Origin of the sequence: Bacillus sp. HMA207 (assembly GCF_003402455.1) — a bacterium.
Classification (GTDB): domain Bacteria; phylum Bacillota; class Bacilli; order Bacillales; family Bacillaceae_G; genus Bacillus_A; species Bacillus_A cereus.
Window position 1 is genome coordinate 155,472 of record NZ_BEZT01000004.1, and the last position, 12,789, is coordinate 168,260.

The window sequence follows — 12,789 nt, forward strand, 5'->3', positions numbered from 1 at the left end:
GAATAGAAAAATAAGTAAGGTGATATTATTTTCACCTTACTTATCTGCTGTTATTATACTTTAAATTTACTAGTCATCGCTTGTAGTTCTTCTGCCATCTCAGCTAAGTTTTGCGAAGCTGAACTAATTTCCTCCATGGAATTAACCTGTTCTTCTGTTGAAGCTGCAACACTTTGCATACTAGCTGTATTTTCTTCTGCAGCAGCTGCAATTTCATCAATAGCATTTGTCACTTCATTTGCATCTCCAGCAATTCTCTTCGTTGTTTCTACCATTTGATTAACTTGAGAAACAATATGTGTAGTAGAACTTAAAATTTCCGTAAAACTTACTTTCGTTTTTGTTACAACATCAAGGCCCTGTTGAACTTCTCCATTCACATTATCCATCGCCTTAACAGTATGTTCAATATCCGCCTTAATTTCTGCAATTAAATTTGCAATCTCTCCAGATGACTCTCCTGATTGCTCTGCTAATTTTCTAACCTCATCTGCTACAATAGCAAATCCTCGTCCCTGTTCACCTGCTCTTGCTGCTTCAATAGCCGCATTTAAAGCTAATAAGTTTGTTTGAGTTGCGATGTTTTGAATTGCTTCAGAAATAGCTCCTACTTGCTTTGATTTCTCATCAAGCAGTTTAATAATAGCATCTGACTCGGATACCGACCTAGAAATAGACTGCATTTGTTTTGCAGTTTGTTCAACTAAATCTTCTCCCTCTTCAGCTCTTTCTCGCGCATGTAATGAGGAAATAGAAATTGACTCTGCGCTTCCAGTTACATCTTGAATTGCTGTATTTACTTGTTGCAATGTAGCCGCACCTTCTTCAACACCTTGACTTTGTGATTCAGCCCCACCTGATACTTGTTCCATTGCAATTGTAATTTGATCTGTCGCATCATTTGCTTGCTGTACGCTCGCTGTTAACTCTTCTGCCGATGCTGCAACATGTTCTGCTGAAAAGCTAATTTGGGTAATAACATCTTGTAAAGACGTAGACATTTCATTAAATGAATTCCCTAATTTCCCTATGTCATCCTTGGAATGGATTGTAATTTTCTCTGTTAAATCTCCCTTACTAATTTTATATGCCGATTCAGCTATTTTTCGTAATGGCCTTGTAATAGACTTTGTAATGAAATAAATTAATATACTACCAAATGCAATAGCGATAGCAATGACAATCAAAGTCTTATAAAACACTGGACTGGCAGCTTGGGTAATTTCTTCATCGAACATAACGCCAACTACTTTCCAGCCCGTTTTCTCATTTGTTGCAAAGATTAAATTCTTTTTATCATCTTGTTCTGTATAAGACACATTTCCTTGTTTATCTTCATAGATTGGTTTAATCCAAGAATCAGTAACTTTTGCACCTGGTTTTCTAGATGGATGACTAACAATTTGCTTATTTTGATCTAAAATAACTGCATAACCTTTTTCACCAATGTTAATCATTTTGGAAATTTTTAAGATGTTATCTAAATTTAAATTAATTCCTATAACACCTTTACCATCTTTTACTTCTTTCGCAATTGTCACTACCATATTTTTTGTAGATGCTGACTGATATGGTGCAGTAACAATTACTTTCCCTTTATTTTCATGAGCTTCTTTATACCAAGATCTATCTGTTGGATTATACCCATCAGCCATCTGGATAAATGGTTCTCTTATAAACTTTCCTGTCTCTGTTCCAATATAAATACCTTCTACTTCTGGATGAAGCTTTATATATTGTGCTAACTTCGTTCTTACTATTTCTTCCTGTCCATTTGGATATGTATCCTCTGTTAAGATGTCTGCAAAGTACGTCGCATCAACAAATTTCTCTTCTATATTTTGAGAAATAACAGTATTTAAAATCGAAATATTCTCCTTTGCTTTAGCTGTCATTTGATGTTCAAAATTTGTTTTGGCAGTTTGATATGAAACACCACCGATAATAATTCCTGGTATAGTTAAAATAATAAAAAATGAAATGATTAATTTTTTATTGATACTCATACATTTAACCCAGTTAAATATTTTTTGCATAATAAGCCTCCTTTATGTAATGTGGATACTTGTGTCATTTTATACAATTAACATATATAAAACAATATATAATGATAACATGTAATTTTTTCGTCAATTATGCATTTTTGCATATTCACTCCTTATACGTATTTTAATCATAAAAATAAGAGAACTTTAGCATTATATATGCTAAAGTTCTCTTATTTCTTAACAGCTTATACTCTATAAAACTTCTCTTATAATCCTCAAATCTTTATCCTTCGCCTTATAGTCATATTACTAAAACTCTTCGTCCTAATTTATTTGACGCTCTTTACATAACTAATTGCCTGACTTCCCATTTGCGCCCATGCCTGTTCAAAGGTTTCTCTCGGTACTTTTACATCTAAGCTACCCTCAAGTGGATCTCGAATATATACAGATTCCTGATCATACCCGATAAGTACAATACAATGTTCATTATACGTAATAGAAACATCTCCACTATTTGTTTCCCATGTAGTAAATTCATCTGCATCTAATGGTGCAAATGTTGCATTTGTGATCATGACTACAGGTTGCCCTGCTTTTATACTCTTATAAATTTCTTCTATATTCTTCCCTGTTAAGTCTACAGCTTTATTAGGTAAATATTTTTCCGCTAACTGAAAAAGTGGCCCATGATATACACCATATCCCGATTCAGAAAATGTATAAATATTACCTACAAATCCTTCATTTGGATTCCCGCGCACACCATCGTCTATAAAATCAACTTTTTTTATTTCATTTGCTAATGTCATCTTATCCACTGAAACACCAGCGTATTGTAACATCATCGCTAAACTCGTCACTTCACAGCCTCTATCCAATTCTGGTAACTGCTGAATTAAGGGAACATTTGATAAGATGACTTTTTCATCGTTATTACTAAACTCCGTTTCTTTTCCTCTTTGTATATTTGAGAATGTTAACTTCTCTACATACTTTGGAATTCCATTTGTATATACACTCCATATTGCTGCACCTAGTAAAGCTGTACATATATACCACTTCAATTTTCTTATCGCTTTCACACCCTTATTAATTCGTTAAATAAGAATAAAATGCGTCAGCATCCGTTCGTACCATCGGTACAAAATTTAGTTCTTTTCCTTTTTCAGGCTGATCTTTTTTTATCTTTTCCGCTAACTCTTGAATATTCATATTCATTTTATCCATATTAAGCTCATCTGCCATTTGTAGCACCTTTTGTTCATTAATTTCTCTTAATATTTGATATATATCTTTACCATACAAATCAATATGATGTTTTTTTGCTTCTTCTTGTACTTTTTGTTCGTACACTTCTTGTGCTAACTCTTCAATTTCTTTTCCTTTTTGAGAAATGTCTAGCTTTTCTGCTTCTTCTCTTACTTTCTTTCCGTAGATTTCTTCCGCGATGTCTTCGATTTCTTTTCCATCTGTCGAAATACCTAATTTATCTGCTTCATCTTTAATTTTAATCGCATTAATTTGAGTAATTAAATCTACAATTGATGTATTCTCTATAGATATACCTAGCTTTAACGCTTCTTGCTTTACTTTTGTTTCATAGATTTCTTCTGACAGCGTCCCAACATCTTTTCCTTCAATCGATATGCCTAACTGCTCTGCTTCCCTTCCTACTTCTGTTTCATGAATTTCTTTTTCTAGTGTAATTTGTTCTTTTCCTTCCGTTTCAATACCTAGTTTCTCTGCTTTTTCTTCTGTATGCACTGCATGTATCTTACCATTGTTCAATTGTTCTTTACTGCGCTGCGTGTAATCTGTCTTTCCTTTTTGTGTTTCAGAAGGAGAGGCACCCCCTAATATACTTAAACTCATTACTCCAATAGTGAATACCGTCATCATTTTCTTTTTCAAAATTAATTCCTCCCTCTTATACTTTCTTTCCCATCATTCCCCTAGTTTTTTTAATACTATACATACATCTCATCGCTGCTTGAGATAACATTATGATTGATAACCCCCACTCACATACACCTAGTCTCTTCTTCATGTAACGAACTTTCTTTATGCCATACATAATATAAATAGTTTCTTAACTTTACCTTAAAAAAAGACGACCCTGTAAAAACAAGGTCGTCTTCTTACTTATATTTTTTGGTTTTTAGGGAAAATCACTTCAAAACAAGTGCCATCTCCCCATTTGCTCTCTACTGATATTTTTCCGTAATGCTTTTCTACAATCCAATTTGCGATTGAAAGACCTAATCCAGCTCCTTCTGACGTACTTCTTGCTTTATCCCCTTGATAAAAACGATCAAATAATTTCGGAATATCTTCTTCTTTCACTCCTATCCCGTCATCTTTCACCTGTATGCGAATTGAACTACTCGTTTGCGTGCAATCAATTTGAATATGCCCACCTTCGTTTGTATACTTCATCGCATTATCTAACAGTATGACCATCATTTGATGAATCCGCTCTCTATCAGCCATAAAAGATACACCACGTTCTACTTTTAGCATCATTTCTTTTTCTTGATAAGAAGCAATCTCTTTATATGGAGCTACTATTTCTTCTAACAATTTATCAAGTTCAAATGTTTTCTTATCCATCTCAATTTGATTAGAATCAGAACGTGCTAGCAATAATAAATTACTAACGAGTTTCGATAACCGCCTACATTCTTTTGAAATTGTAGAAATATCCATCGCTTTTTCTTCTATCGTAGCGGATGGTGACTGGAATAAAACATCCGTTTTTGATTGAATAACTGCAAGTGGTGTCCTGAGTTCATGTGATGCATCAGAAACGAATTGTTGCTGTTTCTCCCATGAACTTTGAATAGGTACAAGTGCTCTACCAGCTAGGAAAAAGCCAATACCTATCGCACAGAGGCTTCCTATGCTACAACCTATAACGAGAATTAAAAATAAAGTATTTAACATTCCTTCTTCCGCTGTTATATCTCGCACGATTTGAACTATTTCTCCATCTTTTTGAAGCGAAAATGCTCTAAAATATCGTCCTTGTATTTCAATATCTTGTAACTCCTCTAATTTTTCGGGAGAAAAACTTTCCAAATTCTCTTCAAAAATAGAACGGAATTTACGGTTATCGCCCTCTATTTTCACTATTTTTCCATTCCAAGTTATTCTAGTTACTCGCGGATCTCCAATTTGGATATTCTCCATGCGTTTTCTTGGTGGTATTTTAACATCTAATTTTTCTCTATACTGAGCCATCATTTTTATAGATTGATCCACTTCATTATAAATACGCTTATATGTGTATGAATAAATAATACTACCTAATATACCTATTAATAGAATAAATACTAATGAGTTCACTATAGTCAAACGAATGCGTGTTTTTTGAAACATACTTCCTTTTTTCATTGTTCTTTTAATATATATCCAATACCTCGAACGGTTTGAATATCTTTCTGATAACCGAATGGTTCTAATTTTTTACGCAAATGATGCACATATACTTCTACAATCGCTACTGTAGTATCTGAATCAAATCCCCAAACACGATCAAAAATTTGTTCACGCATTAAAATCTTCCCGCTATTTTGAATGAGATACTCTAGTAGCTCATATTGTTTCAATGTCAACTTAATACTTTGTCCATCTACTTGAACGTCTTTATCTTTTCCGAACAATTCAATCCCTTTATAACGAATTGTTTGCTGCGTTGTTAAACTACCACTTCTGCGTAGTAAAGCACGAATTCTCGCTTTTAATTCAGGGGCCTGAAATGGCTTAACAATATAGTCATCTCCACCAAAGTCCAATCCCTTCACCCGATCTTCTAAAGAATCTCTCGCTGTCAAAAACAGGACTGGTGTTTCAATCTTTTCATCTCGTATTTTTTGAATCACTTCAAATCCGTCCATCCCTGGCATCATCACATCCAGCAAAATTGCATCATATATATTTTGAAGAGCTAAAAACAATCCATCTTCTCCATTTATTGCCGTATCTACTTCAAATTCATCACGTAAAATTTGTACGATAGACTCTAATAACGAAGCATTATCTTCTACTACAAGTAAACGCATGCTCTCACCTTCCATCAAATAGTTCAATTCTATTTATTATTACATTTCTTCTCTTTATAACAAAAGAATGTAGTTACATTACGTAATTTCATTTTTAACTATTTCCTTCTAAAATTTTGAAGTTTTATTATAAAAACTTTGTCTTAAATTTAGCTTAATAAAAAATTGAAAGAAATAAGATTCCTCTTATCTCTTTCAATTTTTTATTACATATACCTTTTTACTCGGCAACTCTAAACAATTTAGCTGACCGCCATACACAGCCCCGCCATCAATCCCAATAATACGATTACTACCAAAATACACTCCGCAATCCTCACTACCATGAAGCGTTTTTGTTTCCGTATGCCCAAATACAACAACCTTTTCACCGCTATATCCATTATGAAATTCATTACGGATCCACATTAATGTATATGGTTCAGATTCAGAAACTCGTTTCATCGGTTCAACCCCAGCATGTACAAATATATACTCTTCTGTTTCAATGTAATGATCTAATTCTTGAATAAACTTTATATGTTCCTCTAATACACGAGAGTGTAAAATCGGTTTTTGGAAGTCTTTCTCATTAACCGCAATATCTTCTTCTACAAATCCATAGCTATATAATGTCTTATCTCCACCATTTCTTTTTACCCAATGGTTCCATGAACGTTCCTCATTTGTCGTTAACGCCTTAATCATCATATCTTCATGATTTCCTTTTAAAATGAGTGCTCCCTCTTTTTTCAATTCTCTTACCTTTTCAATTACAGCACGCGCATTTGGACCACGATCTACATAATCTCCCAGTAAGATTAATTGATCCTGTTTCGCATCATATTGAGCTTCTTCCAATAACTGTTCGAACTTTTCTATCTCTCCATGAATATCACTAATAACAAGAATTCTTTTCATATTATCCCCCCTCTTTCTAATTATAGTTCAAAACGACAGAAAGTTCAGAATTGAAATCCCGCATTAACGGGCAGTAAGCCCCCCACTGATTACAGTTTCACTTTATTACAAACTAAACTATTATCCTTACAACAATGTAAGTCTCTTGTCATCCAATTCGATAGTTGTAATTACTGTATTTCCTTATACTGAGAGTAAGAAATGAAACAAAAATAAGGAGAGATGAGAGATGAAAAAAGTAATGGAAGTTGTAGTAGCGGTAGTAGAGGTTTTCTTAAATGGTAAACAAGTCGCAATGGAGTTAAATAAATAATGAAAAGGACAACATTCACTCTAGACCCTTTACTCATATAAAAGAGATAAGACTTCATCATTTCTTTGATCCCTTATCTCCCTATAAAGAAAGCCGTATCCCTTTTAAGGATACGGCTTTCTCTTATTTTTGACTCGTACGAGCTGAAATGCTAATTGCTCTATCTGTTGCTTTGGCAGCTTCATCTAACGCTTCTTTACTATTCTTCCCGTCATACATCGCTTCTAATGCTTTTACAACTGCATCTCGTGATTCTGGGAATACACTAATTAAAGCACCTTGTGTTGCTGGAGATTGCTTCGTCGCTTGCAATTGATCTACTGTTACTTTCAACTGTGGATATTTTTCATATTGCTCTTTTACTAATGGCTCATTATATGCATCTGGATTAATTGAGAAATAACCTGTTGCAGTATGCCATTTTGCTTGTACGTCTGGCTTCGTTAAATATTTCATAAAGTCCCAAGCACCTTGTTGCGTTTCTTCTGAAACCATATTCGTCATCCATAATGATGCTCCACCAATAACAACACCATTTTGTTTCGAATCCTCTGGATACGGAATATATGAAACACCTACATTAAACTTAGATGCATCGATTAAATCACGAACACCTGCTGAAGAATCTAAATACATAGCAACTTGTCCAGATTGGAACGCGGCACGAATATCATCCCAACTTGCTCCATACTTTCCAAGGGCGCCAGCCTTATTTAAATCATCTAACATTCCAAATACTTTCTGTCCTTCTTTACCGTTGAATACCGCCTTCTTTGCAGCATCCTTACGACCGTTTTCGTTATCTACATATAAAGCACCTTGTGTCGCTAACAATTCTTCAAAGAACCAACCGTAGTTAAGCATGGAGAATCCATATTGTTTTACATTTCCGCCTTCTTTAATCGTTAACTTTTTCGCTGCTTCTTGTAATTCCGCATATGTTTTTGGAGCTTTCTCTGGATCTAAGCCCGCCTTTGCGAAAGCATCTTTATTATAAATTAATACTGGTGTAGATGAATTAAATGGCATAGAATACATTTTTCCATCAACTGAATAATAATTTGTAATTGCTTTTTCTAATTTTGACGTATCGTACTTATCTTTTTTTATCCAGCTATCAATTGGTGTGATTTTTTTACTATCAATCATATATTTCGTTGTAATTTCACTCGATTGAACAAGAGCTGGCGCTTCTTTCGTTGCAGACATCGTTCTAAATTTCGTTAAAGACTCTTCATATGTCCCTTGGAACTCTGCCTTTATCTCATATTTATTTTGCGACTTATTATAGTCTGCAACAAGACCATCTAATACTCCTTGTGTTTTTCCACTCATCGCATGCCAGAAACGAATTACAGTTTTATCACCATTTTTTTCAAATGGTGATACTTTTGCCTGTGCTTCAGGTTTTCCCTCTGTTTTACTATTTGAACAAGCTGCACTAGATAATGCCATTGTTGCTACCATTAATAGAGCAGCACCTTTTTTAACTAGACTCATTTAAATCCCACCTTCTCTTAGTTATTTAATTGCACCTTTTGTTAATCCTTGTTGTAATTGCTTTTGCCCTAAAAATAGTAAAATCAATGTTGGAATAACGATAACCGTAACACCGGCCATTACGCTTCCCCAATCAGTTGCAACTTCTTGAGACTGAAGCTGCTTTACACCGATTTGCACTGTTCTTACTTTTTCATCAGTGGTCACTAAAAGTGGCCATAAATACATATTCCATGTTGTTAAAAAGCTATATACTCCAAGCGTAATAAAACTCGTTTTACAATACGGTATTACAACGCTGAATAAAAATCTTATATTTCCAATCCCTTCAATAAAAGCAGCTTCTTTCAGTTCATTCGGAAGTGTCATAAAATGTTGACGTAACAAGAAAATACCGAAAGCTGTTGCAAAAAACGGCACTGTCATCCCGGCGAAACTATTGATCCAGCCAAAGTTTTGAATCGTTAAAAAGTTAGGCACCATCGTTGCTTCCCACGGAATAAGCATCGTTGAAATAAACAGGAAGAAAATTAAGTTTCTCCCTTTAAACTGAAGAAAAACAAAAGCATAAGCTGCTAAACTTGATACGATAAGTTGTCCAATCATAACGACTGTCGATACAATTAAACTGTTATATAAGTATGTAAAAAGCGGTACTTTTTGAAAAATATTAATGAAATTATCAAAAGTAAACTGGGTCGGAAATAACCTTCTCATTTGAATATCGTCTGGTGTCATAAAGCTTATTAAAAAAGCATACAGTACAGGAAAAAATACCATCACTGCACTAATAATGAGTAGCATGTATAATAGGAAATTTTGTTTCCACTGTTTAACAATCATTTATAATGCACCTTTCTCTCAGCAAACTTAAATTGAAGTAATGTAGCAACGAAAATGAAAACAAATAATACCATCGCTTGTGCACTTGCTGTTCCAAATTGATGATTCACAAACGCCTCTTTGTAAATCGAGTACACAATTAAATTCGTTGCATCATTTGGTCCACCGTGCGTTAAAATATCAATTTGTCCAAAGCTTTGGAACGCACTAATTAATGTTACTGTTACAATAAAGAATAAAGTTGGTGATAGCATCGGTAATGTAACACGGCGAAGCTTATATAAATAACTAGCGCCATCTATAGATGCACTCTCATATAAAGACGTATCAATATTTTGTAAACCACCTAATATAACTAAAAATGCAAAACCTGTATTCACCCAAACTGTTGTAACTGATACAGAGAATAGTGCCCAGTCCGGACTCGTTAACCATGCGATTGCAGGAAGGTTCATAGAGGCTAATATATTATTAAATAATCCTACACTTGGATGAAATAAAAATAGCCAAATCACTGCACTAGCAGCTACTGATATTCCCATCGTCGAAGAAAACAGAACTCGGAATAACCCAATACCTCTTACCTTTCCATTTGCAATCAATGCAAGAAACAAAGCAAATATAATACTCGTAGGAACTGTATATAAAACAAATAATAAAGTTGATTTTATACTTTTGTAGAAGGCTGGATCAGAGAATAAATATTGATAATTTTCTAAGCCAACGAAAAGATTAGCTTCTCCATGTATATCGGTTAAATAAAAACTATAATAAATCGTCCTAAACAATGGATAGAACAGAAAAATCGAAAATAGCAAAATAGATGGCGCCAAAAACAATAATCCTACTCTTAAATCTTTCGTTCTCTCCCATAATTTTTTCTTTTTTGACACCTTTGTTTGAACTGGTAACTTACTTACTTCGATCATTATTTCGCCACCACTTTCAACTCTTCTTCAGCTACCACTTTTAAGCGTTCATTCGTGTTTTCGTTAAAGAAGCATAACTTTTCTTGCGAGAATAATAATTTTACTTTGTCACCTTTGTTCAGGAGTAACTGTCCGATAACTTTCGCACTCCAAGTTGTTCCATTTACCGCAAAGTTCAATATAGATTCATTCCCTAATACTTCTACAGATTGCAACGTCACTTCTTGTCCCTCCTCAGACAGTGCAATATGCTCAGGGCGCATGCCTATGCGAATTGTTCCTTCTGGTAATTGCTTTAACTGTCTAATAGATAATGGAATTTGCAATTGTCCTATATGTAATACACCTTTTTCTTTATTTACTTCCCCATCATTTATATTCATAGAAGGAGAACCTATAAAACTTGCAACAAATTCGTTTGCTGGTTCGTTATATATGTTAAGTGGTGTTCCAACTTGCTGTATACTTCCTTTATTTAAAACCATGATACGATCACCCATAGTCATCGCTTCTATTTGATCGTGGGTAACGTAAATCATCGTAATTCCTAATCGCTGCTGAATTTCTCTAATTTCAATTCTCATTTGCGCACGTAATTTCGCATCCAAATTCGAAAGTGGTTCATCCATTAAACAGATTGGCGCTTGACTCACAATTGCCCTGGCAAGTGCAACACGCTGTCTTTGTCCGCCTGATAATTGGCCTGGTTTCATTTTCACATACTCTTTCAGTCCTACCATTTCAATAGCTTCCATTAATCGCTTTTGTCGCTCTTCTTTTTGTACTTTTCTTACCTTAAGTCCAAATAAAATATTTTCTTCTACAGATAAGTGTGGATATAATGCATAATTTTGAAATACCATTGATAGATTACGGTCTTTCGGCTCTAGATCATTTGCAACACGTTCATTAATAATTAAATCTCCTGAAGAAATCTCTTCTAAGCCAGCGATCATTCGTAATAATGTGCTTTTCCCGCATCCCGAAGGTCCAACTAAAACAAAAAATTCACCCTTCTTAATATGAACCGATACGCCTTTAACCGCTGTCTCTTCTGCATTTTTATATACCTTTGAAACATTTTTCAATTCAATCACAAGGTTGCACTCCTTTTTTCTTCTTGTATCCATACTTCATAATGACTTGTTGAAATCGCACTTGCTCCTGCACGAATTGCAATTTCCGCATCTTCTCGCGTTTGAATCAGCCCTCCTGCAATAATAGGAAACTCTATTTCCTCTACTAGCTGCTTAATAATAGAAGGCATAATCCCCGGCATAATCTCTACTGCATTTGGTTTAGTCGTTTTACAATTTTCAATTGATTTAGTAAGAGATAAAGTATCTACAATAAAAATACGTTGAATTGTTTTCAATCCAATTTTATTAGCATTTCGAATTGTTGAACCCTTTGTTGAAATAATACCTTGTGCCCCGATAACATCTTGAATATACAAAAGCGCTTCCTCTGTATTCGTATTTAAGCCTTGTATAAAATCACAATGAAGAAATACATCATGTCCATGTTTCTGCAATTCATATACACGCTCTGGTAATTCCAGCATTGAACCAGTCATAAGAAAAACTGTTTTCGGCAATTTTTTGTATGCTTTGTATCCTTTCCAATCCTTTATCATCGCAATATAAGGTTCTTTAAACATTTATTCCACCTAACTGTTCTATTTTTATCCAAACTAAAAACACCTACTTACATAGAACGCCTTTCTCCTTATTTGAACTCTAGGGAATAGAGCACACCTAAGAAAGTGGCACATTATATGTAAGTGGGTGTTCTCAAATGTTCTCTACCCTAGTTATTTTGTTACCTTTACTATATTACGCATTTATTAAGTCAGTTTTGATAGATTGTTAATTAGGTGTTAATCGAATGTTAATATTCACCATATCATTATTTACATTAATCTAGATATTAAAATATAAATAAATAGAACGAAACAATACTTAAAATTCAATCAATATGTAAATTCATTCCATAGTTAATGATTTTTAGTTTGCTTGCCACTGCTTGCAAACTAAAGTTATCCCAAGCAGTACTATAAAGTGGAATGCGCCTTTTCTCTTGTATTGATATGGCCTAGGCTGTAACAACATCAGTACCATATCCGTTCCCTTGAAACTCAGCTAAAGTTTCCACACTTGCCTCAGCAGCTACGGGCGTACTTCTGGCACTGCAACAAACAGAAACTACTTTTTCATTTTTTACAATTGCCAAATAAGGTTGCCTCCTTATTT

11 protein-coding genes and 1 pseudogene are annotated in these 12,789 nt (G+C 34.2%); all 12 read right to left on the reverse strand.

Translation table 11 applies throughout. The features are described from left to right. Nucleotides 1-53: 53 nt before the first annotated feature. Entirely contained in the window at nt 54-2,036 is a 1,983-nt protein-coding gene (locus tag HMAS_RS25270; protein WP_063264149.1) for a methyl-accepting chemotaxis protein, read from the reverse strand. Between the two features lie 281 nt (nt 2,037-2,317). Continuing rightward, nucleotides 2,318-3,073: a C39 family peptidase gene (locus tag HMAS_RS25275; protein ID WP_002023225.1), complete on the reverse strand. Its 756-nt coding sequence runs from the start codon at nt 3,071-3,073 to the stop codon at nt 2,318-2,320. Between the two features lie 7 nt (nt 3,074-3,080). Next, on the reverse strand, nt 3,081-3,902 hold the full coding sequence (locus HMAS_RS25280; protein WP_000728587.1) for a hypothetical protein: 822 nt from the start codon (nt 3,900-3,902) through the stop codon (nt 3,081-3,083). 231 nt (nt 3,903-4,133) lie between these two features. Beyond that, a complete protein-coding gene (locus HMAS_RS25285; protein WP_000715832.1) occupies nt 4,134-5,384 on the reverse strand; it encodes a sensor histidine kinase in 1,251 nt (416 codons plus the stop codon). Then, the gene (locus tag HMAS_RS25290) at nt 5,381-6,052 is read right to left on the reverse strand and encodes a response regulator transcription factor (RefSeq protein WP_001238623.1); all 672 of its coding nucleotides are present in this window, start codon (nt 6,050-6,052) and stop codon (nt 5,381-5,383) included. The genes HMAS_RS25285 and HMAS_RS25290 overlap by 4 nt, the downstream gene beginning before the upstream one ends. A 195-nt stretch (nt 6,053-6,247) precedes the next feature. Further along, complete coding sequence (locus tag HMAS_RS25295) at nt 6,248-6,952, reverse strand: metallophosphoesterase family protein (RefSeq protein ID WP_000821975.1); 705 nt, start codon at nt 6,950-6,952, stop codon at nt 6,248-6,250. 436 nt (nt 6,953-7,388) lie between these two features. Then, complete coding sequence (locus tag HMAS_RS25300) at nt 7,389-8,765, reverse strand: ABC transporter substrate-binding protein (RefSeq protein ID WP_116345086.1); 1,377 nt, start codon at nt 8,763-8,765, stop codon at nt 7,389-7,391. Nucleotides 8,766-8,786: 21 nt separating this feature from the next. Beyond that, nucleotides 8,787-9,608 (reverse strand): carbohydrate ABC transporter permease, encoded by an 822-nt coding sequence (locus HMAS_RS25305; RefSeq protein ID WP_000635946.1) that lies wholly within the window; start codon nt 9,606-9,608, stop codon nt 8,787-8,789. Further along, nucleotides 9,605-10,537 (reverse strand): carbohydrate ABC transporter permease, encoded by a 933-nt coding sequence (locus HMAS_RS25310; protein WP_116345087.1) that lies wholly within the window; start codon nt 10,535-10,537, stop codon nt 9,605-9,607. Before HMAS_RS25310 ends, HMAS_RS25305 begins: the two co-directional genes overlap by 4 nt. Beyond that, entirely contained in the window at nt 10,537-11,634 is a 1,098-nt protein-coding gene (locus tag HMAS_RS25315; RefSeq protein WP_000571390.1) for an ABC transporter ATP-binding protein, read from the reverse strand. Before HMAS_RS25315 ends, HMAS_RS25310 begins: the two co-directional genes overlap by 1 nt. Then, complete coding sequence (locus HMAS_RS25320; RefSeq protein ID WP_000472003.1) at nt 11,631-12,197, reverse strand: glycerol-3-phosphate responsive antiterminator; 567 nt, start codon at nt 12,195-12,197, stop codon at nt 11,631-11,633. Before HMAS_RS25320 ends, HMAS_RS25315 begins: the two co-directional genes overlap by 4 nt. A gap of 308 nt (nt 12,198-12,505) precedes the next feature. Further along, nucleotides 12,506-12,781, reverse strand: a pseudogene (locus HMAS_RS25325) (GNAT family N-acetyltransferase); the annotation flags it as partial. Between the last annotated feature and the right edge of the window lie 8 nt (nt 12,782-12,789).

Bases quoted from the DNA above. Each gene is read 5' to 3' on its own strand.
- HMAS_RS25320 (WP_000472003.1), bottom strand. From the start codon at position 12,197: ATGTTTAAAGAACCTTATATTGCGATGATAAAGGATTGGAAAGGATAC.
- HMAS_RS25300 (WP_116345086.1), bottom strand. From the start codon at position 8,765: ATGAGTCTAGTTAAAAAAGGTGCTGCTCTATTAATGGTAGCAACAATG.
- HMAS_RS25310 (WP_116345087.1), bottom strand. From the start codon at position 10,537: ATGATCGAAGTAAGTAAGTTACCAGTTCAAACAAAGGTGTCAAAAAAG.
- HMAS_RS25305 (WP_000635946.1), bottom strand. From the start codon at position 9,608: ATGATTGTTAAACAGTGGAAACAAAATTTCCTATTATACATGCTACTC.
- HMAS_RS25290 (WP_001238623.1), bottom strand. From the start codon at position 6,052: ATGCGTTTACTTGTAGTAGAAGATAATGCTTCGTTATTAGAGTCTATC.
- HMAS_RS25270 (WP_063264149.1), bottom strand. From the start codon at position 2,036: ATGCAAAAAATATTTAACTGGGTTAAATGTATGAGTATCAATAAAAAA.
- HMAS_RS25295 (WP_000821975.1), bottom strand. From the start codon at position 6,952: ATGAAAAGAATTCTTGTTATTAGTGATATTCATGGAGAGATAGAAAAG.
- HMAS_RS25285 (WP_000715832.1), bottom strand. From the start codon at position 5,384: ATGAAAAAAGGAAGTATGTTTCAAAAAACACGCATTCGTTTGACTATA.